This window comes from Klebsiella sp. MPUS7, from assembly GCF_009905335.1.
GTDB classification, from domain to species: Bacteria; Pseudomonadota; Gammaproteobacteria; order Enterobacterales; family Enterobacteriaceae; genus Klebsiella; species Klebsiella grimontii.
Map to the genome: position 1 here is coordinate 3,542,824 of NZ_CP047604.1, position 24,428 is coordinate 3,567,251.

Consider the following 24,428-nt stretch of genomic DNA (forward strand, 5'->3'; position numbering starts at 1 on the left):
ATGAGCGAACATACCACCAGCTATTACGCCGCCAGCGCCAACCGCTATGAGCCGTTCCCGACGCTGGACGAATCAATCAGCTGCGACGTCTGCGTCGTCGGCGGCGGCTATACCGGCCTCTCATCGGCGCTGCATCTGGCCGAAATGGGCTACGATGTGGTGCTGCTGGAAGGCGCGCGCATCGGCTTCGGCGCCAGCGGGCGTAACGGCGGCCAGCTGGTTAACTCCTATAGCCGCGATATCGACGTTATCGAAAAAACCTACGGTCCGGACGCGGCAAAAATGCTCGGCAGCATGATGTTTGAAGGCGGCGACATTATTCGCGAGCGCATCCAGCGCTATCAAATCCAGTGCGACTATCGCCCCGGCGGGCTATTTGTCGCGCTGAACCATAAACAGCTGGAGACGCTGGAAGAGCAGAAGGCGAACTGGGAGCGCTACGGCAATACCCAGCTGGAGCTGCTGGATGCCAGCGCCATTCGCCGCGAAGTGGACAGCGACCGCTACGCCGGCGCCCTGCTGGACCACAGCGGCGGCCATATTCATCCGCTGAACCTGGCGATTGGCGAGGCGGACGCCATTCGGCTGAACGGCGGTCGGGTTTACGAACAATCACCGGTCACCCGCATTCAGCACAGCAGCCCGGCGGTGGTGACCACCGAACGCGGGCAGGTTACCGCCCGCTACGTGATCGTCGCCGGTAACGCCTATCTCGGCGATAAGCTCGAGCCGGAGCTGGCGAAACGCAGCATGCCGTGCGGCACCCAGGTGGTCGCCACCGCGCCGCTGGCTGAGGATCTGGCGCGCTCGCTGATCCCGAAAAACTACTGCGTGGAGGATTGTAACTACCTGCTGGATTACTACCGTCTGACCGCCGATAACCGCCTGCTGTACGGCGGCGGCGTGGTGTACGGCGCGCGCGATCCGGACGACGTTGAGCGGCTGATTATGCCGAAGCTGCTGAAAACCTTCCCGCAGCTGCAGGGGGTGAAAATCGACTATCGCTGGACCGGCAACTTCCTGCTGACCCTCTCAAGGATGCCGCAGTTTGGCCGCCTCGATAACAATATCTATTATATGCAAGGCTACAGCGGCCACGGCGTCACCTGTACCCACCTCGCCGGACGGCTGATTTCGGAGCTGCTGCGCGGCGACGCCGAACGTTTCGACGCCTTTGCGAAGCTACCGCACTATCCGTTCCCCGGCGGGCGCAGCCTGCGCATTCCATTTACCGCCATGGGCGCGGCCTACTACAGCCTGCGCGACAGGCTCGGCGTTTAATCCCCCCGGCCGACGGCGCCTGCCGTCGGCAATGTTGCCTCGTCGTCCTGCTGCGGAAAGCGCTGGCGGAAGTAGCGGCGTAAAAACTCCACGGTGGTGCGAATTTTGGCCGAGGTCGCCAGCCGCGAGACGTATACCGCCCAAATATTGGCAGGCTGGTAATACTCCGGCAGCAGATGCACCAGGTTGCCGCTGGCGATATTTTCCCTGACGTCCCACCACGAGCGCAGCGCGATCCCCTGCCCCTCGAGGCACCACTGATGGACGATTTCGCCGTGGTTTGACGACAGCGGCCCGGTCACCTTGATGGCGTGCTCGCCCTCTTTATCGCGCAGCTGCCAGACGCCAAAGGGCCGGTCGCGCTCTTTGATCACCAGGCAGGGTAAGGCGGCAAGGTCGCTAAGCTGCTTTGGCACCGGGTGACGGGCGATAAATTCCGGCGAAGCACAGAGAATTCGATGGTTGGTAGCAAGCTGGCGGGCAATCAGGTTAGGAGCGATGTCGTCGCCGACGCGAATATCCAGATCGACGCCTTCATTGGCTAAATCCACCAGCCGGTCGGCGACGTCGAAACGGATCTCCAGCTGCGGGTAGCTACGGGCCAGCTCGGAGAGCGCCGGCGCGACTACCCGCCGGCCAAAGCCAAAGCTGCTGATAATCCGCAGCGTCCCCTGCGGCACCTGCCGCGCATCGGAGAGCTCATCCATCATCTGATCAACGTCCTGCAGGATGCGCAGCCCCCATTCGTAGATGCGCTCCCCCTCTTCGGTGATAGCGACGCGTCGGGTGGTGCGGTGCAGCAGCTGGACGTTGAGCGTTTGCTCCAGCAGCGACACGCGCTTGCTGACGAAAGCCGGAGAGACCCCCAGCTCTTCAGCGGCGGCGGCAAAACCGGCGCGGCGGGCAACCAGCATAAAGACGCGCAAATCGTTCAGCAGCGGCAGATTATTCATGATTCGTGTTTTATGTTTCACCAGTTGGCGGGATTAATTATGAATCAGTCAATTATAGGATAGAGATGAAGTCAATTTCCCTTACCTGAAACTGAGAACAATGATGAATAAAACCTTACGTATTGCCGCCATCCCCGGCGATGGCATCGGTAAAGAAGTGCTGCCGGAAGGCGTCCGCGTGCTGCAGGCCGCCGCCGAACGCTGGGGGCTGGCGTTAAGCTTCGAGCACTTTGAGTGGGCCAGCTGCGACTATTACGCGCAACACGGCGCCATGATGCCCGACGACTGGCGCGCACAGCTGCAAACGTTCGATGCGATCTACTTCGGCGCGGTCGGCTGGCCGGATATCGTGCCGGATCACATCTCCCTGTGGGGCTCGCTGCTGAAGTTCCGCCGCGAATTTGACCAGTACGTCAACCTGCGTCCGGTGCGCCTGTTTCCCGGCGTCCCCTGCCCGCTGGCGGGTAAGCAGCCCGGCGATATCGATTTTTACGTGGTGCGCGAGAATACCGAAGGGGAATACTCCGCCCTCGGCGGGCATGTGAATCCGGGGACCGAACATGAAGTGGTGATTCAGGAGTCGGTATTTACCCGCCGCGGCGTTGACCGCATTCTGCGCTACGCTTTTGAATTAGCGCAAAGCCGCCCGCGCAGAACGCTAACGTCGGCGACCAAATCCAACGGTCTGGCCATCAGCATGCCCTTCTGGGACCAGCGCGTCGAAGCGATGGCGCAGGAATACCCGGAGGTGAAATGGGATAAACAGCATATTGATATTCTGTGCGCCCGCTTCGTGCTACAGCCGGAGCGTTTTGACGTGGTGGTCGGCTCCAACCTGTTCGGCGATATTCTCTCCGACCTCGGTCCTGCCTGTACCGGCACTATCGGCATTGCTCCGTCGGCGAATCTCAACCCGGATCGCACCTTCCCGTCGCTGTTTGAAGCGGTGCACGGTTCCGCGCCGGATATCTACGGCAAAAATATCGCCAACCCGATTGCCACCATCTGGGCCGGCGCGATGATGCTCGACTACCTCGGCAACGGCGACGCGCGCTATCAGGCCGCCCATGACGGCATTCTGGCGGCGATTGAGCAAACCATCGCCAGCGGACCGAAGACGCCGGATATGCAAGGCACCGCCTCCACCCAGCAGGTGGGCGAAGCGATTTGTCAGGCGATTGCCGGACACCAGGTCGCCCGGCAGACGGCTGGAAACCCGTAGCCCCGGTAAGCGCAGCGCCACCGGGGAGATAACTACAGCTCCAGCTCGCGCTGCAGCAGCGCCGCGATCGCCTCGCTGCTCTGCGCCGTCACCAGCGATTGCCGGAACTCCGCATGCATAATGCGCCGCGCCAGCCGCGAGAAAATACGCATATGCTGATCGCCCGCCGAATGTTTGTTCAGCGTCAGCATAATCACAAACTGCGCCTCGTCGTCGCCCCACGCTACCGGCTGCGCCAGGCGGGCGACGCTGATGGTCGACTGCTCGATATGCTCCGATTTACTGTGCGGAATGGCGAAGCTAAAGCCCAGCCCGGTGGAGAACACCGCTTCGCGGGCCCACAGATCGGCTTCCAGCTTACGCGGGTAGCGGCAGCGCCCGGCCAGCAGCAGATTGTCGGTCATACCCTTAATCACCTCCTCTTTACTGCGCCAGTCGCTGTTCAGCGTAATGCACTGAGGGGTAATCAGCGGCGCGTCCTGCTGGGTCATGCGGAACTGGGCCAGCAGGTGCTCGACCTCCAGCGAAGTACGGCACTGCATCGCCTGATTCAGCAGCTGACGGCAGGCGCGGCTATCGAGCTGCGCCAGACGCGCTTTGGTCGCCGGGATCGACGGCGCGCTCATGCTTAGCTCATCGAGCCCCAGCCCTACCAGCAGCGGCAGCACCGAGCCTTTGGCCCCCAGCTCGCCGCACAGGCCGATCCATTTCCCCTGGCGATGCACCGCCTGAACCGCATAATCCAGCGCACGCAAAAAGGCCGGGTTAAGGCTGTTGTAGTGGCGCGTCACCTTGGCGTTATCGCGATCGACCGCCAGCAGATACTGGGTCAGGTCGTTACTGCCGATACTAAAGAAATCAATCTCTTCGCAGCACTGATCGATGATAAACATCACCGACGGCACTTCGAGCATAATGCCCAGCGGGATCTTCTCATCAAACGGAATATGTTCGCTGCGCAGCGACTGTTTGGCATCCGCCAGCTGCTCCTTCACCCACAGAATCTCCTCCATCGAGGAAATCATCGGGATCATGATTTTCAGCGCGCCGTGCGCCGAGGCGCGCAAAATCGCCCGCAGCTGGGTGCGGAACAGCGCCTGATACTCTGCGTAAATACGCACCGCCCGGTAGCCGAGAAACGGGTTGTTCTCCGCCGGAATGTTGAGGTAGGCCACCGGCTTGTCGCCGCCGATATCCATAGTGCGGATGATAATGCTGCGCCCGTTGGCCGGCTCCAGCGCCTGGCAAAATATGTTGTAGAGCTCGTTTTCCGAGGGCGCACTGGGCCTGTCCATATAGAGCATTTCGGTGCGGAACAGGCCTACCGACTGCGCGCCGTTGTTGACGGCCGCCGTCGCCTCTACCGAATGGGCGATATTGGCCGCCACTTCCAGACGAATCCCGTCTTCCGTACGCCCCTCTTTATCCAGCCAGGTCTGCTGCTGGCGACGGATCTGCACCTGCACCCAGGCCTCCTGCTGATAGTAGCGCGCCACCGCTTCATCGGGATTGACCACCACCAGCCCGGCGTTACCGTCAATCTGCACTCGCCGATCGACCCACGGCAGCAGCGCTTCCATATCGACACCTACCAGAGTGGGAATATTGAACGAACGCGCGAGGATCACCGTATGTGAAGTGGTGCCGCCGCTGCGCAGCAGCAGGCCTTTAAGCAGGGTTTTATCCAGCTCAAGAAACTGGCTGGGAGTGAGTTCATCGGCGAGGCAGATGGCCTCTTCCGTCAGCTTACCCAGCGCCGGGAAGCGCGCTTCGCCGTAGATATGCTGCAGCAGCTGGAAGCAGACGTCGCGAACGTCCAGCACGCGCTCCTGCAAATAGCTGTTGCCGGATGCGCTGAACTGGGCGCAAAAATGTTCGCCGCTAGCCACGACTGCTTCGGCGCAGCTCAGGCCGCTCAGCAGCCCGTCCAGCAGGTGCTGGCGCAGCGAAGCGTCGGTCGCCAGGGAGCGATGCGCTTCAAGGATCGCGCTGGCGGTGCCGTCGTTATCCAGCAGGCGAAACTCAATGTTTTTCACCAGCAGAGTCAGCCCTTTATCCAGCGCCGCCTGCTCCTGTTCGATGGCGCCCGCCGCCGGTAGCGCGCCTAAATCGCGCAGATCGAGGGACTTAAGATGGGTGAGCCTGCCGCCCGCGCTGCCGGCGCAGACCGGTAAGGCGTGAAACAGCGTGGGATTGAGGCGCGAGAGGGATTCAGGAACCGGCTGAACATCCATCTGCTCCGCCGTCGGCAGCGGCGCATCGCAGTGCGGAAATTCGTCGCGGATAAACGCCGATAGCGCGGCGAACGCCTGTTCTTCGTCCTCTCCGCTGACGATCAGCTCACAGCGGTCCCCCTTCAAGGTATTGGTGCCGATAATCGCCAGCGCGCTTTTCGCGTTCCCGCGCCCTTCCGTGCGGATATTTAACCATTCGACCGAAGACGAAAAAGTATTGCACAGCGTTTCGACCAGGCTTGCCGGGCGCGCATGTACGCCGTTGGGCAAATCACATATGAATTCAATTACCAGAGCCATCGCCTTCCTCCTGAATAATACGTATTAGCCAAAAGGTAAAGAAAGAAGCCGCCCGCCACTACGTGATAAAAGTGGTAATTACTGGATAATTGTATGCCACACTCTTTTTTATGCTCGTGGTCACAAATCGCCCTATTAACGGCGTCAAAAACCCGCCAGAACTAAGATTTGAGGTGGATCGCAATTTTCTTCTCGTCTTACAAATATCCAGTAAATGCACTTTTTCTCTACTATTTTATGCGCCGCCCTTTTTCTAAGGTTGAGACATCAACTCAGTCACGGGCCACGCAGCGCTCAGGAGAAAAACAATGAATGAACTGGTGCAAATATTAAAAAATACACGCCAGCACCTCATGACCGGGGTGTCACATATGATCCCGTTTGTCGTGTCCGGTGGGATCTTGCTGGCAGTCTCCGTCATGTTGTACGGCAAGGGCGCGGTGCCCGATGCCGCCACCGACCCTAACCTGAAAAAACTGTTTGATATCGGCGTGGCCGGGCTGACGCTGATGGTGCCGTTTCTGGCAGCCTATATCGGCTACTCCATCTCCGACCGCGCGGCGCTGGCTCCCTGCGCCATCGGCGCCTGGGTCGGCAACAGCTTCGGCGCCGGCTTCTTCGGCGCGCTGATTGCCGGGATCATCGGCGGGCTGGTGGTCTACTACCTGAAGAAGATCCCGGTGCACAAAGTGCTGCGCTCGGTGATGCCCATCTTCGTTATCCCGATTATCGGCACCTTTATAACCGCCGGGATCATGATGTGGGGTCTCGGCGAGCCGATTGGCGCGCTGACCGCCAGTCTGACCGGCTGGCTGCAGGGCATGCGCGAAGGCAGCATCGTGATTCTCGCCATCATTATGGGCCTGATGCTGGCCTTCGATATGGGCGGCCCGGTGAATAAAGTCGCCTACGCCTTTATGCTGATTTGCGTCTCGCAGGGCGTTTACAGCGTGGTCGCTATCGCCGCCGTCGGCATCGCCGTGCCGCCGCTGGGCATGGGCCTGGCAACGCTGATTGGGCGCAAATACTTCTCCGCGGAAGAGCGAGAAACCGGTAAAGCCGCGCTGGTGATGGGGTGCGTTGGCGTCACCGAAGGGGCGATTCCCTTCGCCGCCGCCGACCCGCTGCGCGTTATCCCGGCCAACATGATTGGCGCAGCCGCCGGTTGCGTCACCGCCGCGTTGCTCGGCGCCCAGTGCTACGCCGGTTGGGGCGGGCTGATCGTGCTGCCGGTGGTTGAAGGTAAAGGCGGATTTATTGCCGGCCTCGCGGTGGGCGCCATCGTCAGCGCCGCCTGCGTCATCCTGCTCAAAGCCCTGGCGAAAAAGAAAACGTCAGACGCCAAAGCCGATGACGAGATGGATCTTGATTTCGAAATTAACTGAAACAGTGGAAGGAATATTGTATGACCAAAATTATCGCCGTTACCGCTTGCCCATCTGGCGTCGCCCACACCTATATGGCCGCCGAGTCGCTGGAGAGCGCCGCTAAAGCCAAAGGCTGGCAGGTCAAAGTCGAGACTCAGGGCTCCATCGGTATTGAGAATGAACTGACGGCGGAAGACGTCGCCAGCGCAGATATGGTGATTCTGACTAAAGATATCGGCATCAAGTTCGAAGAGCGTTTTGCCGGTAAAACCATCGTGCGCGTCAACATCAGCGATGCCGTGAAGCGCGCCGAAGCTATTATGAACAAAATCGACAGCCACCTTTCACAGAATGCCTGACCGAAAGCACGGGGCGCGACCTGCGCCCCGCAAAATAACATGGAGTTTGTCATGACTAATCGCACTCAACGCTTAAAAGACCGTCTATTCGCCAACCCGCGCGAAATCTCCCTCGAGCGGGCCCTGCTCTACACCGCCAGCCATAAACAGACCGAGGGCGAGCCGGTGATGATCCGCCGGGCGAAAGCGACCGCATGGGTTCTCGACCATGTGCAGATTTCGATTCGTGATGATGAACTGATTGCCGGTAACCGCACGATCAAGCCGCGCGCCGGGATTATGTCGCCGGAGATGGACCCCTACTGGCTGCTTAAGGAGCTGGACCAGTTCCCGACCCGCCCGCAGGACCGCTTCACCATCAGCGAAGAAGATAAGCGCATCTACCGCGAAGAGCTGTTCCCCTACTGGGAGAATCGCTCAATGAAGGACTTCATCAACAGCCAGATGACCGATGAAGTGAAGACCGCCGTCAGCACGCAGATTTTTAGCGTTAACCAGACCGATAAAGGCCAGGGGCATATCATTATCGACTATCCCCGCCTGCTGGAAAACGGCCTCGCCGCGCTGGTGGCGGAGCTTAAGGCGTTAAATAAGCAGCACCCGCAGAACAGTTTTTATCAGGCGGTGCTGATCCTGCTGGAAGCCTCCCAGCGCCATATTCTGCGCTATGCGGCGCTGGCCGATGAGATGGCCGCCGGCTGCGTTGACCCGCAGCGGCGCAAAGAGCTGGAAACCATCGGCGAAATTTCCCGCCATAACGCATTGCACCGGCCGGAAGATTTCTGGCAGGCCTGCCAGCTCTTCTGGTATATGAACATCATTTTGCAGTATGAATCCAACGCCAGCTCCATTTCACTGGGGCGCTTTGACCAGTACATGCTGCCGTACTATCAGGCGTCGTTGAATCGCGGCCAGGATCCGCAGTTTCTTCAGGAGCTGCTGGAGTCGCTGTGGGTGAAGTGCAACGATATCGTCCTGCTGCGCTCCACCAGCAGCGCGCGCTACTTCGCGGGCTTCCCGACCGGCTATACCGCCCTGCTCGGCGGCCTGACCGAGACCGGACGCAGCGCGGTCAATATCCTGTCGTTTTTATCCCTTGACGCCTACCAGAACGTGCGCCTGCCGCAGCCGAACCTCGGCGTGCGGGTCAACGAGCTGATCGACCGTCCGTTCCTGCGCAAAACCGCCGAAACCATTCGCCTCGGCACCGGCATTCCGCAAATCTTTAATGATGAAGTGGTGATCCCGGCGTTTCTCAACCGCGGCGTCTCGCTGGAAGACGCGCGGGATTACTCGGTGGTCGGCTGCGTTGAGCTGTCGATCCCGGGGCGCACCTACGGCCTGCACGATATCGCCATGTTTAACCTGCTGAAGGTGATGGAAATCGTGATGCTGGAAAACGAAAGCAATCCTGATATCACCTGGGATGGGTTGATTAATCAAATCCGCGACAAGATTCGCTATTACATTAAGCTGATGGTCGAAGGCAGCAATATTTGCGATATCGGCCACCGCGACTGGGCGCCGGTGCCCCTGCTTTCCTCATTTATTGAAGACTGCGTGCAGCACGGCCAGGATATTACCGAAGGCGGCGCGCGCTATAACTTCTCTGGGGTGCAGGGTATCGGCATCGCCAACCTCAGCGACTCGCTGCACGCGCTCAAAGGGATGGTGTTTGAGCAAAAACGCCTGAGCTTCGCCGAGCTGATCGCGGTGCTGAAAGCCAACTTCCAGACGCCGGAAGGCGAAAAGATCCGCGCGCGCCTGATCAACCGCTTCGAGAAATACGGCAACGATATCGACGAAGTGGACAACATCAGCGCCGATCTGCTGCGCTTCTACTGCAAAGAGGTTGAGCGGTATCAGAACCCGCGCGGCGGTCATTTCACGCCGGGCTCCTATACCGTCTCCGCCCACGTGCCGCTGGGGTCGGTGGTTGGCGCGACGCCGGACGGACGTCTGGCCGGGGAGCAGCTGGCGGACGGCGGGCTGTCGCCGATGCTCGGCCAGGACCTGCAGGGGCCGACCGCGGTGCTCAAGTCGGTCAGCAAGCTGGATAACTTTCTGCTCTCCAACGGGACGCTGCTGAACGTCAAATTCACCCCGGCGACCCTTGCCGGCGACAGCGGCCTCAACAAGCTGGCCGACTTTCTGCAGGCCTTCACCAAGCTGAAGCTACAGCATATTCAGTTCAACGTGGTCAACGCCGACACCCTGCGCGAAGCCCAGCAGCGGCCGCAGGACTTCGCCGGTCTGGTGGTGCGCGTCGCCGGCTATAGCGCCTTTTTTGTCGAGCTGTCGCAGGAGATTCAGGATGACATTATCCGCCGCACCGCGCATCAGCTGTGAGGTGATGGAAACGCGCGCCGATAAGGCGCGCATTTTTAACATCCAGCGCTACTCTTTGAATGACGGTCAGGGGATCCGCACCGTCGTGTTTTTTAAAGGCTGCCCGCACACCTGCCCGTGGTGCGCCAATCCGGAATCGATCTCGCCGAAAATTCAGACCGTACGCCGTGAGAGCAAGTGCCTGCGCTGTTCCCGCTGCCAGCAGGACGTGGTCGAGTGCCCCTCCGGCGCGTGGGAGCAGATTGGCCGCGACGTCACCCTGGATAATCTGCTTAAAGAGGTGCTGAAGGATGAGGTCTTCTTCCGCGCCTCCGGCGGCGGCGTCACCCTGTCGGGCGGCGAGGTGCTGATGCAGGCCGAGTTTGCCGCGCGTTTTCTGCGCCGCCTGCGCGAATGGGGAGTGAGAACGGCGATTGAAACGGCGGGCGATAGCGCCTTCAGCCGTTTTTTTCCGCTGGCGCAGGCGTGCGACGAAGTGCTGTTCGATCTGAAAATCATGGATGAAGCGCTGGCCCGCGAGCAGCTGCGGATGAATATGCCGCGGGTGCTGGATAACTTCGCCCGTCTGGTGGACGCGCATATTCACGTGATCCCCCGGGTGCCGCTGATTCCGGGGTTCACGCTTAACGAAGAGAATTTCCGCCAGATTCTGGCTTTTTTGGCCCCCTTTAAGCTGCCCGAAATTCATCTTCTGCCGTTCCATCAGTACGGCGAACCCAAATATCACTTACTGGGAAAAACATGGTCGATGTCGATGATTAAAGCGCCCGCGGAATCTGAGATTCAACCATTCAAGACGCTGGCCGAACGGGCCGGTTTTAGCGTGACCGTCGGCGGATAACGCCTGGAGGATGCTATGGATTTCACTATCGTTGCCGTCACGGCCTGCGTCAGCGGCGTCGCTCACACCTATATGGCGGCCGAGCGGCTGGAAAAAGTCGGCCACCAGGAGAAATGGAATATCAAAATAGAAACCCAGGGCGCGTTGGGGGTGGAGAACAAAATCACCGCTGAGGATATTGCCCACGTCGATGTCGTTCTGCTGGTGACGGATATTGAAATTGACGATGCCCAACGTTTTCACGGCATCCGCACCATTAAGACCAGCATTAAAACCTTTCTGCTGCAGCCGCAGCAGATTGTCGAGGCGGTGAAATGCATTATGAAAAAACCGGTGGTGTATATTGAGATCCCGTGAGCGCACCTGTGATTTTGTAGCCCGGGCAAGGCGCTTGCGCCGCGGCCCGGGGAAATAACACTTCGGCAGTTTCAGGTTTTCCCCGGTCACGCTGCGCTTACCGGGGCTACAATTCCACGCGATTCTTACTCCACGTCCAGCAGCCATTTCTGCGCGGGCGTCAAGCGACTGGCGGTTTCCGGCGTCAGCCAGCGCTGCTGATCCTGCTGTGCGGTATCCGCCCTGTCGATATATAAACCGTGCAGCACGCGCCTTCTGCTGCCGACGCGGTTGCGCGTCCCGCCGTGCCAGGCGTGGGCGTTATAAATCATCACGCTGCCCGCCGGCGCGGCGAACACCACCTCATCAGGATGCGCCAGCTCCGGGTCGTCCAGCACTTCTTCCGGCAGCTCCGGGCGAAGATGCGTGCCGGGAATAATGCGCGGCGCGCCGTTTTCCGCGCTCAGGTCATCAATGGCCCAAATGGTATTCACCAGATGCACTTTCGGAAAATCGGGACGCGGCTTTTTCCAGTCCGCATGCAGCGGCTGATGGCCGCCGTTAAACAACGCTTCCCGCGCGTTCAGGCTGGAGACTTTAAAATCGCCCTGAAAAACATGCCGACAGGCGGAGAGAATCAGCGGGTGGGACCAGACCTTTTCCCAAATCGCGCCTTTATTAATCAGGTTGGCGATGCGGGTTGCCGTCGCTTCCTGGTGGTGCTCCATCGCCAGATTATCGCCCTCTCTCTCGACGATGGCGTCGATAAGCGCGCGCATCGCCGCCAGCCACTCCGCGTCCGCCACGTTATGCACGACGGTGTAGCCCAGGGTATCCAGCTCCTGTTTCATTGTCGGGCTCAGCGCAACGTTCGCCCCCAGCGCATCCAGATAAACCGCAGATTGTTGTTCCATATTTATATTCCTTAACTTATCGATAACACAAAACAAACTCTAATCTGCGGCGGGCGGGAATACATGAGGCCAAAACTACGAAAAACTGGACAAGCGTACGCGGCAGAAAAAAGTGTGATGGCCATCAAAATCCAGCTTTTCCCCCTTCCTGCAGGGCCATCATTCGCGAAGTCGCCTGATACAGAACAAACCTGTGCAGATAAAATAGATTATAATCAACAGGATAATTGCTCTCTTCTAAGGCGTACGGAATGATTGACGATCTGGCGGATATTTTAAATCGTTTAGTAAATCAGAAAGATAATCTGCACGTCAGGTTCCCCGACCCGGATATCTCCGAGCCCGCGCTGGCGTTTAAGGTGCCCTTTCCACGGCTGGAAATTGTGCTCGAGGGTGAGCTTAAGGAGAGCGGGCTGCCGCTGTCGGAGACGATGCTCTCCGCCTCGCAGGTACTCTACGTTCAGGCGGGTAAATGGACGCTGCCGGAATGGACCGCGCCGGCATCGACGTTAAGCATTCTGTTTGGCCGCCAGAAGCTGGGGTTTTGCGTTCAGCACTGGGACGGCAGGCAGCTGCGCACGGAAAAGCAGAACGTCGCCCGTCTGGGGCCGCGCGTGGGCTCCTACCTGCTGCTGTCGCTCAATGAAATCTGCCTGCAGCCGGACCCGGTGACCGCCCGGCTGGTCGTCTCTGCGCTGTTAAGCCACTGCCTTGAGCAGCTGGTCGGGCTGGAGATGCGCGTCAGCCGCAGCCGCGATCTTTTTCTGGCGGTACAGGATTATCTCGAAGAGCATCTCAGCCAGCCGCTGACCCGCGAGTCGGTGGCGAAACGCTTTCACATTACGCCCAACTATCTTTCGCATATATTCCAGAAATCCGGCTCCGTCGGTTTTAACGAGTTTCTCACCAGCGTCCGCCTGGAAAAGGCGAAAAAACTACTCCGCGGCTACGACCTTAAGGTCAAAGAGATCGCCCACAACTGCGGGTTTGTCGACAGCAACTATTTCTGCCGGGTGTTTAAACGCTATACCGAGCGCTCGCCGTCCGAATATCGCCGCCACTGCCGCAGCGCGCAGCAGGGATAGTTCACACGGCCCATTCCACTCGCCCGCGGCCGTTATTTTTTGCCTTATAGAGCGCGTCATCGACCTTTTTAATAAACTGATTCTGCGGCTCGTCTTTATGCCGCAGGCCAACGCCAATGCTAATCGACAGCGGGTTGTCGTGGTTGATCAGGATTGCCCGGGCGTTTTGCAGAATAGACTGCGCCAGTTCATCCACTTCCTGCGCCGACAGGCCATCAACGATAATGGCAAACTCTTCGCCGCCAATCCTCGACGGCAGTACCTTATCGCTGGTGAGTTTCGCCAGCTGTTTGCCGAGGGCAAACAGCACTTCGTCCCCCACCAGATGACCGTAGGTGTCATTAATTTTCTTAAAGTAGTCGATATCAACAATCATCAGCGCCTGCGTATTCCCCGCCTTTTCGCGGACGGTATCGATAAAGAAGCGGCGGTTTGGCAACTGGGTCAGCTCATCCTTAAGCGATTGAGAACGCGCGTCGACGTACAGGAGATTGATGCGCTCAATGATTTTGTAGACCCCGACCGCGCTCAGCAGCATGCCGGTCAGACGCAGCAGATCTTCACAGTAGTATCCCATCCAGCGCGGCTGGCGGAAGATTTCGTCCATCAGATCGAACGTGCCTCCGGCAATCCATAGCAGCAGCCCGTAGCGTACCCAGTTGACCGCCACGTGGTTCATGCGCACCTTGGTTGAGCTCCAGAGCATAAACAGCAGAAAAAGCAGCGCCAGAAGATCGATATACATACCGGGATTAGACAAAATCACGCGCCACGGTCCCAGCGGCGGCGAGACGAACGCGCACAGACCCGATACGGCGGCGATCGCCAGCAGCGCCGGAAAGATATGGGTTCGGGAAATAGAAGACGAGGGTTGAATATGGATGTTTTTTTCGCGTTCGGCCATGGTCAGGTCTCTTTACAGCGCGGCTTGCCAGGGCGTTAGCATAACAGCGGAAAGCGTTTGCGCGAACTGTAAAGGCGCGCGGGCGGGCGACAGGGAGCGGATTTCCACTTATCCCGCGTAGCGTATTAGATGAAATTGTTATCGAAGCGGGTTCGCGCAAAAGCGGTAGTCTAAACGTACAGGTTTAAATCAACAGGCGGTGGGAGAATATTCATCAAAACCACGCCAGGATCAGGGAGAAATTTCATAAACCGCAGGAAGTCCGCCGCAAAATAAGGAATTCAGCGCCCTTTGCGCATTTCCCTACCAACTGGCTGAGCGGGGATTGCCATCATTTATCTCCCAGGACTATGCTAATAGCACCAGCCTCATCAGTCATGCCCTGCGGGTTAAGCGATAAATATAAGGTGTCGTTATGGCCATTGATCCGGAACTATTATATATAGAAATTCTGGAGACTATTCTGTTGGCTACGCTGGATTCTCAATTCTGGAAACCCGCGCTGCAGAAACTGTCGTTACTGACAGGACATCAGTACGCGGCATTGCTTTATTATGACAAAGGTAATGCGCATCTTATGACGGATTCATTACTTTTTGATGAAAAAGTCTTTACGGCCTACCGGGATGTTTTTCTGGCAATCGATCCTGCCGAAAAAATATTGACGGGGTTGCCTGTAGGGCAGATGTACAGAGACAGGGAGTTTTTAGGAGATAAATTTATTGCTAATAGTATTTATTATAATGAATTTCATCACCCTAATGATTTAAATTATCTTACCAGCGTCAAACTAGGTACCGTCAACGGTTATGCCACTTATTTATCGCTGATGACGGCTAATGAAGCGGCCTATCCACAGCCCACGCAATTTGACCTGTTCCGGCGCCTCATCCCCGCGTTAATTACCGCCAGCCAGCTTCATGCCAGATTTGAACACCTTCGTGACACGATTAAATATCAGGGTGCCGTCATGGACAACGGTATTTACCCGGTCTGGCTTGTGGGTCATGCCGGTAAAATCCTTTACGCCAACACCCGGGCCGAAAATTACCACCGCGCGAGCCATAGCGCGATCTGGTCTGTCGGCGCTGACACGCTAAGCCTGAACACAGACAGCAAAAAACTGCGGCATGCCATTGAACAGGCCACCCGGACGGAGGCGCGCCCCCGAGCAGGATTATGCTACACCGCCGGGCGGCAAGCAAAGCCGATCCTGGTCATCCCGTCCCCCAGCATTCCCGGTGCGGCTTGCATTATCATCCCCGAGCCTTTCCTCACCGGCAGCGCATTCATGGAGCTCTTTAATGTCAAACCCGCCGAGAATGCGGTAGCAGAACTGCTGGTCAGAGGGATGACCCCGGATGAATGCGCCCTGCATCTCGGCGTCTCCATCACCACCGTCAGAACCCACCTTAGTGCGCTGTACCGGAAAACGCATACCCGTAATCAATCCGAGCTGCTGCTCATTATCAGGGCTATTCATAGCTAATTTATTTTACCCACTCATTCATTTGAATGAATGTGGATGCCATGACCACCACTATACTGAACCTTATCTGCGGGGACGCGTGTCAGTATAACCCCGTGGGTATAAGATGACCCCTTGTTGTAAATAGAAATACCTGCGTATATTAGTTTATCTTCACATGCCAGACATAAAATAATTTTATCCTGGCGAGGAGCGCATTTATGTTTTTACTAAAAACACACGCATCAGTAATTGTTTTATTTTTTATTTCCGCCGCCGCTCACGCTAATGAAGCCTCCTGTCAGGCTCAGCAGTCCTGCGGTGAACATATCAACAAATATTTAATTTACCTTGTATTTTTCATCGTTATCTTTGGTACCTTGCTTTCTATTTTAGTCATCCGCAATTCACTTCCTAAAGCGTGGTCTTTAGCCGATGCGCTTTCTGAAGATGTTGAATTATCCGCTACCGAAGAGGTTAAAGCCACCAGGGACGGCACTGATACCGTGACAAAGAAGCCTCTTTATGACGATGCAGGCAGGCCGCGGCTGGTCAAAGAAATGAAAGCCAGTTCGAGCCGGCTCATTGCGCTAATCGGCATGCTGGTTATTTTGTTTATGTATATTGGCTTCGGCTCGTTATTGCTACTTGACTTTGGCCGCAATGGAAAAATATCCAACCCTGACGCCCTGAGTGAAATCATTAAATTCCTGATAGCCGGAATGACATTATTTGCGCCTTACCTGGTAAATAAAGTCTCTTCTCTCTTTCAGGGCTTAACCTCGAGTAAATAGACCTAAGACACTATCTCAACATTCGTCACCGTCATGAAGGAGAGTTTTATGGATACTATCAACAAGCGTATATTCATCGCGACTCGCTATCCTGTCAGCACGCAGCATGGTCGCCCACCGATAGCGTTTTTAGAACAGTTAGTCGATACTTTAAATGCTTTACCTGATGAGGTTTTTGCTGAAAATAAGCTTCATGATATCTATGCCGTAATGAAAGGGGCTCTCGGGCCTTACACTAGTCTTTTACACCGTAAAGCCGTCATGTGTGAAGTGCTTCGCGTTCAGGCGGGGTTTGAATCAGACTGGCGCTGGGATGCCGGCGTTGATTCCGAAAACGCGCGTTCAATGGCTCACATGGAAAGCGAGGAAACCGGGGCGTTTCAGGTGTCATTTGACAGCATCGGCAATGGAAAGGCGGAACTCCTGAATTTTGCTAAACAGCATGGCATTGATACAGCTGAAAAATTCATTACAAAAATGAAAACAGACCACCCGCTGGCGATAGAGTATTGTGCCCGACTGTTGCGTTTCAGCACCAGCTGGTGCGGTACCATCGTAAACCCCGCGATGGTTATCTCTCACGTGCGACGCGATGCCGTGGAAGAATTCCAGACATTTGTTACGCTACATACGCCTCCTGTGATGTTTGCCGATAGCAACACGCCGCTGAGCGACAAAGAAAAAATGCTCGACGTAGTCAATATTGCCACAACGCCGGATCGTTATGAAAAAGTTCAGGCCATCGCTGCGATTGAGCTTTTCAAATTAGCCCATGAGCAGTGGCCGCATGATGGTTGCGCCCTGAACCTGGCTAACCTGTTACAGGCCGGAGGGATTGCCGTTCCCGATATTACGCAGGCATTAGCTTTGGGTAACTATCTTCGTGATAAACGACAATGGAAAGTCATTTCTGTGGGTGATCAACAGCCCGGCGATGTCGGTTCCACCTGCGGTCCCGTAGCGCACCACGGTTACGATCATATTTATCTGGTGCTGGAATGCGAAGGTAACGACATAATGCTCATTGCCGATAATCAAAAACCAGTCCCTCATCAACGACTAGCCAGTGGAAATGGCAAAACACCCACAACTTTCTTTTTGCGGCCAGTCTGATTCAACCCGGAAAAAACTTACCGCGTACTGAATCCCGTAACAGCAACGTTTTGGGTATTGCACGGGGTCGGATAGCCCGGGCAGGTGTGCGCCACCTCCGGGTATATCCGGCCTGCGTCGCGATAATCCGTTACCTTTTTTGCCGCTGTCGCTGATTATGCTGCTCAAGCTCATACTCAATAAAGGCATCTATCATGGACCGATATACTTTCTCAATAATCACTTCGGGCAACCCTGCCGCAGCCGCTTTTTCGCGAACCCGATCAATAACCTGCTGCACGCGTTCTGGCGCGCGTACGGCTGAGTGGTCTGTTTTAAATGCGGCGGCGGCTTGAACACACGTAGCGCGCTGAGCAATCAGGCTAACCAATTCGCTATCAATCGAATCGATCTGGCTTCTGACATCGGCAAGGCTGGAAAACGTCATCACTTAAACCTCCAAACTAGTACATAGGATCAGCATGATATAATAAATTTCGCCCGATTCCACGCCTGGCGTCTATTCAGGCAGCGTTGGCCAGCTTTTCTTCAAAGCCGATGCCGGCGGCGAGCTGCAGATGTGACCTTTCGTTTTTATCCGCGGACGCGCGTATTTGTTAGTGATAAAGCTTAGCCGGACAGCGGTGGTCGCTGGGTACGCATAGCCGCATACAGCGAGCATAGCTCCTGCAGGCTGTTGGTCCCCATACGCTTCATCAGCCGGGTACGCTGGACGCTGACCGTGGACGGACTGACCCCGCGGATACGGGCAATATCATCCAGAGAATGGCCGCGTAAACTGAGCCTCATGATCTGTTGCTCGGCGTGGGTAAAATTAAACGTATCGGGCAGATAAGCAACGCTTTGGTTCTGGGCCGAAAACAGGCCCATCACTTTTAACGCCTGACGCAGCTCTTCGACCGTCAACCTCTCTGACAAACAGAGCTTTAGCAGGCCCGGAAACAGCCGGTTGATAGCCTCAAAATGGCGCTCAGAGGTGATGAAGATGGCGTAGTGCTCCGGCGGATGGCGAAAGAACAAAGCGTATATCTCCTGGATATCCATCCCGCAAGTGACATACACGCAGTTGCTTAACCCTGCATCCGCGCCATCGTTCAGCTCCTGCAATAGAGTCTCTACGCCAGAAATAAATACACGATCCTTTCCATGAATAGTCATCTTGAAGTCCCGAGGTTACTGTCTTTTATTATCCTTCCATATGGATGCTTTTCTGAGAGTGTTATGTCGTCAGTCTGGCAGATCAATAGCGCAATCTTTTCCGTTTAGCTTTCGTTTAGGTTAAAGGAATCGGAAGCATGGGCTTCAGTTTAACCATTGAAACCGACGGAGTATTTTTTAAGTTTTAACAAATTGAGCGCTTTAAAATATAGGAATACGATTACTGCCAATTCAAAGAAAAGCTTAAATTCACGCATAAAACGGCGTCAAAAAACCAGAAACAAATACATAACACTATGATACGCATGGAAAATATAGAATTAGGATTATCTTTATAAATAACATAAAAAATATTTACCCTCTCTTTTTAATATTCAGATCTCGATCTCAAAACATCATTTCATTTTGTGTAAAAGTTATTTTCAATAAAATTACAAGCAGTGCGAATTAGCCATCAACAGGGAATAAAGAATAATGTGTGGTGAATCCCCCTAAGCGGCGGGGTCAAGCTGAATCGAGGAATACCCTCATCTACGTTTCGTTTTTATTGACGAATCAGGAAGTCAGCGCCTGATTCACCGGGAGGCACCCGGCACCACACCACCCTCTAATAATTTAATGTGTATCGTTCTGCCTGCTTTACGGCAGGTAATTTCTTGTACCTTTGGAAAATATAAAAAGTAGAGGCACTCTATGTTTCGCTCATTATTATTAGTCACGATTCCTTTTATCAGTATTGCTGCCCACGCGGTGACCTTTGATTACCGTCATGAAACCAATGACAAAGCCGGCAATAATCATAAAGACAGACTGTTGATGTCTCACCGTTTTGCTAATGGTTTTGGCTTGTCGCTGGAAGGGAAATGGAAAGGTTCGCAGGATAAAAATAAAGCCTATGATGAAACCGTTAGTAACGGCACCGAAGTGGTGGCGAGCTATGTGCATAAAATAAATAAAACCTTTCAGATTGAGCCTGGCTTCTCTCTGGATACCAGCTCGTCTTCAAATAGCTACCGCCCTTATCTGCGCGGCAAAGCCAACCTGACAGATGACCTCAGCGCCTCACTGCGTTACCGCCCTTACTACAAGCGCAATTCAGGCAATATCGGCACGTCTAAAGACACCTCGGAGAACGGTTATAACCTGACCAGCGTTATTTCCTGGAAATTCCTCAAAGATTATCAGCTGGATTATGAACTGGACTATAAAAAAGCCAACTCCGCAGGGGTTATTTTAGCGGATAACGAAAGCTACGACTGGACCCATGATTTTAAGCTGACCTATAAATTTGATAAAAACTGGTCGCCTTATATGGCAATAGCGAATGTTTCCGGCAGTAAAGCCACCGATGAACGCCAGACGCGTTATCGCGTTGGCGTGAAATACTCCTTCTGATAACTTCCTGTCAGCCAGATAAAAATAAATAAGGGTTTCATTAAACCCTTATTTTCATTAAGAGGAAAATAATGAAGATTGCAAAAATCACCCTGGCATTGGGCGCTCTGAGTCTCTTTTCCCTGAGTGCTGGAGCCCAGGAGAACGCGCGTCTGAGCAGCGTAAAGCAGTTCGCCGAGGTCGTGCTGGATAAAGCGGGAGATCGGTACGGCCATCACTCTCCTCTGCTGGCAAACGGCGTGGATCCTCGCACCGGCAAGCAAATGGAATGGGTTTTTCCGGACGGTAAAGTTACCGTGCTGTCGAACTTCTCCGCCCAGCAAAATTTAATGCGGGTGCTGGTAGGGTTAAGCAACCTGACCGGCGAAGCAAAATATAAGCAGCGGGTCGCGGAGAATATTCGTTACTACTTTGACCACTATCAGGACGCCAGCGGGCTGCTGCTGTGGGGAGGCCATCGCTTTGTTGATTTGAAAACGCTGCAGCCTCAAGGCCCGAGCGAAAAGGAGATGGTCCATGAACTTAAGAACGCGTACCCCTATTACGACATGATGTTTGCCGTCGATGACAAGGCCACCGCGCGCTTTATCAAAGCGTTCTGGAATGCCCATGTTTACGACTGGAAAACGCTGGAAACCAGCCGTCACGGGGAGTACGGCAAAGCGATGGGCGCGCTCTGGCAAAATGATTTTGCCCAACAGCCGCCGTTTTTCGCCACCAAAGGCCTGAGCTTTCTCAATGCCGGCAACGACCTTATCTACTCCGCATCGCTGCTCTATAAATACGATGGCGACGCAGGCGCGCTGACGTGGGCGAAGCGTCTGGCCGAACAGTACGTTCTGCCGCGCGATAAGAAGACCGGGCTCGGCGTCTACCAGTTTACCCAAGCGCTAAAACGCGCCGACACTACCGATGATAGCGATACGCACTCGAAATACGGCGACCGCGCGCAGCGTCAGTTTGGTCCCGAACTGGGGCCCGATGCGCTGGAAGGCAATATGCTGCTGAAGGGCCGGACCAGCACCCTCTACTCAGAAAATGCGCTGATGCAGCTTGCCCTGGCTAAATCGCTGGGCACCGCCGGCGACGATCTCAAAAAATGGACCCTTGATGGCCTCAAGGCCTTCGCGACCTACGCTTACGATGAGCAGAACAATACCTTCCGCCCTCTGCTGGCCAACGGCACGGACCTCTCCGGCTATGCGTTAAAACGCGATGGCTATTATGGGAAAAAAGGCACGGTGCTGAAAGCCTATCCGGCGGGAAATGAATTTCTTCTCTCCTATGCCCGCGCCTGGACGCTTGAACCGGATCGTGCCATCTGGAAAGTCGCGCGAGGTATCGCCAAAGGCCAGGGACTGGGCGATATTGGCGAACCCGGCGGCGCGAACCGCAGGCTGAATAGCCAAACGGAGAATCATCAGCCGTATGCGATTTTCGCGCTTATCGACCTGTGGCAGGCCACCGGGCAGCAGGACTATTTGACGCTGGCGGATCGTATCGGCGCTAACATCATCAACAAGCAGCGCATCAACGGCTTTTTTGTCGATGAACCTGAGGCCGAATATGCCAGTATCGATAGTATCGCCCCCTATGCGCTTCTCGCCCTGGAAGCCGCCTTCCGCAATACGCCGGACGCGGTGGCGCCGTTCCTGAACGGCGCGGGATTCACGGAGGGTGCTTATCGGATGGCTGACGGGACGGTTCGCTACTCTACCCGCGATGACGAACTGTTCCGCCTTAAACCCGGCGAACAGCTCAAACCGAACGGCAAAAAATAAAACTGGCCCTCACCGCCACCGGTGGGGACCGTACCGCGACGGGACAGTAACGCGCCGGACCGCCCGGCGCTTACTTCCCGGCATCCAGCGCCGACACCGCGCGCGAATAGGCGTCTATCGCCAGCGCCACATCGTCGGCGGTGACCGACTCTGCGGGATGATGGCTGATGCCGCCTTTGCAGCGGACAAACAGCATCGCTGAGGGCCAGCGTTCGGCAATGGCGATGGCGTCATGCCCGGCGCCGCTCGGCAGCGTTAGCGAACGCCCCTGCACCACCTGCACCGCCTCGCTCAATACCTGCTGCAATCCGCTATCGCAGGCGGTAGCGGCAATCCGGTAAAACTCTTCGGCGCTGAACCGCAGCTGGCGACGAGCGGCAATGGCCTGCGCCTCCGTCAGCAGCGTATCCAGCAGCGCATCCAGCGGCTGGTCTTTCGGCCCGCGAATGTCGAGGGTCAGCGCGACTTCGCCGGGAATGACGTTAACCGCGCCGGGCGCGCAGCGCAGCGTCCCCACCGTGGCGACCAGGTTTCCGCCCTGTTCGCGGGTCAGCGTCTCTATCAGCACCATCCACTCGGCGGCGGCGGCCAGCGCATCTTTCCGATGGCTCATCGGCACGGTCCCGGCGTGTCCCGCCTCGCCGGTAAAGCGGCAGTTCAGACGACGCGCGCCGTTAATCGCTTCCACTACGCCTAAGGCCAGTCCTTCCTGCTCCAGGCACGGCCCCTGCTCGATATGCAGTTCCAGATACGCGGCGATCTCCTCCTGGCTGCGGGCGGCCAGGTGAACGCGCGCCGGATCCAGCCCGGCCAGCACCATCGCCTGCGCCACGCTGACGCCATCGGCATCGGTCTGCGCCAGCCAGCACTCGGGCCAGGTGCCGGTCAGCCCGCGGCTGCCGAGCAGCGTAATACCGAAACGCGTCCCTTCTTCATCGCAAAAGCCGACAATCTCGATCGCCTTTGTCAGCCTACGCCCCTGTCGATGCAGGCTGTCTACCACCTCGATCGCCGTCAGGACGCCGAGCATACCGTCATAGCGCCCGGCGTTGCGCACCGTATCAAGGTGCGAACCCAGCAGGATGGCGGGCGCTCCCTCCTGCTCTCCCTCATAGCGCCCGCATATATTGCCGACGCTGTCCTGCCAGACGGTCATCCCGGCCTGGGTCATCCACAGCGCCGCCCGCTGGTTGGCCGCAAGATGCTGAGGAGAGAGATAAACCCGGGTCAGGGCGTCCGGCGTTTCGCTGATCGCCGCCAGCTCGTCGGCGCGGGCCATCACCCGGGCCGCGGCCTGCTGCATATCCGCCTGCTGGCGTTGTGTTTGACTCATTGCGCGCGCTCGCTGCGATAGTGGTCCCACGCGGCCTGCATCGCGGCGCCCTGGGTGGTCGGGAATTTGAGATAGTTCAGCACCGACTCCAGGGCGCTGAGCGTAGTCATCACGCAATCTTTCCGCGCGTTATAGCCCATGGTGCCGATCCGCCATACCTTGCCGTGCAGCGGGCCAAACGAGGTGCCGATTTCAATGCCGAAATCTTCCAGCATCAGCTTGCGCGCCTGGTCGCCGTTGATGCCCTGCGGGATGACGACGCCAAGCACGTTGTTCATCTTGTGTTTCAGGTCGCCGAAGGTCTCCAGCCCCATCGCCTGGATGCCTTTAACCAGCGCATCGCCGTGCAGCTTATGCCGGGCAATGCCGTTATCCAGGCCTTCCTGGAGGATCAAGCGGGCGCATTCGCGGGCGCCGAACAGCGCGGTAGTGGCCTCGGTATGGTGGTTAAGGCGCTCCGGCCCCCAGTAGTCCATCACCATGCCGAGATCGAAGTAGTTGGAGTAGATCATCTCCTCGTCGCCGTCGCGGTGGGCATCGGTGCGGATCCCCTCTTCCACGCATTTGCGGCGGCGAATCGCCTCTTCCATGCGCGCGCTGAGGGTAATCGGCGAGGTGCCGGACGGGCCGCCAAGGCATTTTTGCATCCCGGCCGAGACCGCATCCAGTCCCCAGGCGTCGGTTTCCAGCGGGTTGCCGCCCAGCGAGGCGGTGGCGTCGGTGTAAAACAGCGCGTCGTAGCGGCGGCAGATCTCCCCCAGCTCCGCCAGCGGCTGCAGCATGGTGGTCGAGGTATCGCCCTGCACCGTCAGCAGCAGGCGCGGACGAATACGTTTGACGGCATCCTCCACCTGGTCCGGGGTGAACACTTCGCCCCACGGCACTTCAATGGTATGCACTTCCGCCCGGCAGCGGCGGGCGATTTCGCACAGCAGATGGCCGAAGCGGCCAAATACCGGTACCAACACCTTGTCGCCCGGCCGAATAGCCGAAACCAGGATCGCCTCAATCCCGGCCCTTGAGGTTCCGTCCACCAGCATCGTCCAGCGGTTTTCGGTACGAAATACGCCGCGGTACAGCGCCATCACTTCGTTCATATAGTGGGTCATCGCCGGGTCGTACTGGCCGATGAGCTGGCTCGACATGGCGCGCAGCACGCGCGGGTCGGCGTTAATCGGGCCGGGCCCCATCAGCAGGCGCGACGGCGGGTTGAGTTGCGGAAACTGGGTGATATCCATCTT

At 56.7% G+C, this 24,428-nt stretch carries 21 protein-coding genes; 13 read left to right on the plus strand and 8 right to left on the minus strand.

The genetic code is table 11. The annotated features are described in order from the left end of the window. On the plus strand, positions 1-1,281 hold the full coding sequence (locus tag GUC22_RS16585; RefSeq protein ID WP_024359585.1) for an NAD(P)/FAD-dependent oxidoreductase: 1,281 nt from the start codon (positions 1-3) through the stop codon (positions 1,279-1,281). Here GUC22_RS16585 and GUC22_RS16590 read toward each other — a convergent pair. Beyond that, positions 1,278-2,255: a LysR substrate-binding domain-containing protein gene (locus GUC22_RS16590; protein ID WP_171820861.1), complete on the minus strand. Its 978-nt coding sequence runs from the start codon at positions 2,253-2,255 to the stop codon at positions 1,278-1,280. The genes GUC22_RS16585 and GUC22_RS16590 overlap by 4 nt on opposite strands. A gap of 82 nt (positions 2,256-2,337) precedes the next feature. Here GUC22_RS16590 and GUC22_RS16595 point away from each other — a divergent pair, with 82 nt between their 5' ends. After that, positions 2,338-3,456 carry a tartrate dehydrogenase gene (locus tag GUC22_RS16595; RefSeq protein ID WP_024359587.1) on the plus strand — a complete coding sequence of 373 codons (1,119 nt, stop codon included), beginning with the start codon at positions 2,338-2,340 and terminating at the stop codon, positions 3,454-3,456. 32 nt (positions 3,457-3,488) lie between these two features. On the opposite strand, the gene ptsP is transcribed toward GUC22_RS16595, so the two are convergent. Further along, positions 3,489-5,990, minus strand: a complete 2,502-nt coding sequence (ptsP, locus tag GUC22_RS16600; protein ID WP_160183645.1) for a phosphoenolpyruvate--protein phosphotransferase — start codon at positions 5,988-5,990, stop codon at positions 3,489-3,491. Between the two features lie 308 nt (positions 5,991-6,298). Here ptsP and GUC22_RS16605 point away from each other — a divergent pair, with 308 nt between their 5' ends. From GUC22_RS16605 to GUC22_RS16625, 5 genes are read left to right on the plus strand one after another with little or no spacing between them, the layout of a single operon-like run. After that, a complete protein-coding gene (locus tag GUC22_RS16605) occupies positions 6,299-7,375 on the plus strand; it encodes a PTS fructose transporter subunit EIIC (protein WP_004131253.1) in 1,077 nt (358 codons plus the stop codon). A gap of 20 nt (positions 7,376-7,395) precedes the next feature. After that, positions 7,396-7,716 carry a PTS fructose-like transporter subunit IIB gene (locus GUC22_RS16610; RefSeq protein WP_004100938.1) on the plus strand — a complete coding sequence of 107 codons (321 nt, stop codon included), beginning with the start codon at positions 7,396-7,398 and terminating at the stop codon, positions 7,714-7,716. A gap of 51 nt (positions 7,717-7,767) precedes the next feature. Next, entirely contained in the window at positions 7,768-10,065 is a 2,298-nt protein-coding gene (locus tag GUC22_RS16615) for a formate C-acetyltransferase (protein WP_160183646.1), read from the plus strand. Continuing rightward, the gene (locus GUC22_RS16620) at positions 10,031-10,906 is read left to right on the plus strand and encodes a [formate-C-acetyltransferase]-activating enzyme (RefSeq protein WP_024359590.1); all 876 of its coding nucleotides are present in this window, start codon (positions 10,031-10,033) and stop codon (positions 10,904-10,906) included. Before GUC22_RS16615 ends, GUC22_RS16620 begins: the two co-directional genes overlap by 35 nt. A gap of 15 nt (positions 10,907-10,921) precedes the next feature. Continuing rightward, positions 10,922-11,263 (plus strand): PTS fructose-like transporter subunit IIB, encoded by a 342-nt coding sequence (locus tag GUC22_RS16625; protein ID WP_004871359.1) that lies wholly within the window; start codon positions 10,922-10,924, stop codon positions 11,261-11,263. Positions 11,264-11,388: 125 nt separating this feature from the next. Here the strand turns inward: GUC22_RS16625 and GUC22_RS16630 are convergent, their stop codons facing one another. Beyond that, the gene (locus GUC22_RS16630; RefSeq protein ID WP_049130919.1) at positions 11,389-12,156 is read right to left on the minus strand and encodes a phytanoyl-CoA dioxygenase family protein; all 768 of its coding nucleotides are present in this window, start codon (positions 12,154-12,156) and stop codon (positions 11,389-11,391) included. 251 nt (positions 12,157-12,407) lie between these two features. Here GUC22_RS16630 and GUC22_RS16635 point away from each other — a divergent pair, with 251 nt between their 5' ends. Then, on the plus strand, positions 12,408-13,241 hold the full coding sequence (locus GUC22_RS16635; RefSeq protein ID WP_004871363.1) for a helix-turn-helix transcriptional regulator: 834 nt from the start codon (positions 12,408-12,410) through the stop codon (positions 13,239-13,241). Between the two features lies 1 nt (position 13,242). Here the strand turns inward: GUC22_RS16635 and GUC22_RS16640 are convergent, their stop codons facing one another. Next, the gene (locus GUC22_RS16640) at positions 13,243-14,145 is read right to left on the minus strand and encodes a GGDEF domain-containing protein (RefSeq protein WP_004871366.1); all 903 of its coding nucleotides are present in this window, start codon (positions 14,143-14,145) and stop codon (positions 13,243-13,245) included. A gap of 415 nt (positions 14,146-14,560) precedes the next feature. On the opposite strand from GUC22_RS16640, the gene GUC22_RS16645 reads away from it, so the two are divergent. From GUC22_RS16645 to GUC22_RS16655, 3 genes are all read left to right on the plus strand, one after another. Beyond that, a complete protein-coding gene (locus tag GUC22_RS16645) occupies positions 14,561-15,634 on the plus strand; it encodes a helix-turn-helix transcriptional regulator (protein ID WP_004871369.1) in 1,074 nt (357 codons plus the stop codon). 200 nt (positions 15,635-15,834) lie between these two features. Further along, positions 15,835-16,407, plus strand: coding sequence for a hypothetical protein (locus tag GUC22_RS16650; protein ID WP_024359591.1), 573 nt, complete (start codon positions 15,835-15,837; stop codon positions 16,405-16,407). A gap of 48 nt (positions 16,408-16,455) precedes the next feature. After that, positions 16,456-17,520 (plus strand): hypothetical protein, encoded by a 1,065-nt coding sequence (locus tag GUC22_RS16655; RefSeq protein ID WP_024359592.1) that lies wholly within the window; start codon positions 16,456-16,458, stop codon positions 17,518-17,520. 130 nt (positions 17,521-17,650) lie between these two features. Here GUC22_RS16655 and GUC22_RS16660 read toward each other — a convergent pair whose 3' ends face one another. Then, positions 17,651-17,947 carry a chorismate mutase gene (locus tag GUC22_RS16660; protein WP_004871378.1) on the minus strand — a complete coding sequence of 99 codons (297 nt, stop codon included), beginning with the start codon at positions 17,945-17,947 and terminating at the stop codon, positions 17,651-17,653. A 182-nt stretch (positions 17,948-18,129) separates the two neighbouring features. Beyond that, complete coding sequence (locus GUC22_RS16665) at positions 18,130-18,678, minus strand: helix-turn-helix transcriptional regulator (protein WP_024359593.1); 549 nt, start codon at positions 18,676-18,678, stop codon at positions 18,130-18,132. 693 nt (positions 18,679-19,371) lie between these two features. On the opposite strand from GUC22_RS16665, the gene GUC22_RS16670 reads away from it, so the two are divergent. Both GUC22_RS16670 and GUC22_RS16675 read left to right on the plus strand, forming a co-directional pair. After that, positions 19,372-20,073: an oligogalacturonate-specific porin KdgM family protein gene (locus GUC22_RS16670; protein ID WP_004871401.1), complete on the plus strand. Its 702-nt coding sequence runs from the start codon at positions 19,372-19,374 to the stop codon at positions 20,071-20,073. 71 nt (positions 20,074-20,144) lie between these two features. Then, complete coding sequence (locus GUC22_RS16675; protein WP_154933208.1) at positions 20,145-21,854, plus strand: pectate lyase; 1,710 nt, start codon at positions 20,145-20,147, stop codon at positions 21,852-21,854. Between the two features lie 70 nt (positions 21,855-21,924). Here GUC22_RS16675 and hpxK read toward each other — a convergent pair whose 3' ends face one another. Beyond that, on the minus strand, positions 21,925-23,187 hold the full coding sequence (hpxK, locus tag GUC22_RS16680) for an allantoate amidohydrolase (RefSeq protein ID WP_154933210.1): 1,263 nt from the start codon (positions 23,185-23,187) through the stop codon (positions 21,925-21,927). After that, on the minus strand, positions 23,184-24,425 hold the full coding sequence (locus GUC22_RS16685; protein WP_049088239.1) for a pyridoxal-phosphate-dependent aminotransferase family protein: 1,242 nt from the start codon (positions 24,423-24,425) through the stop codon (positions 23,184-23,186). The genes hpxK and GUC22_RS16685 overlap by 4 nt, the downstream gene beginning before the upstream one ends. Between the last annotated feature and the right edge of the window lie 3 nt (positions 24,426-24,428).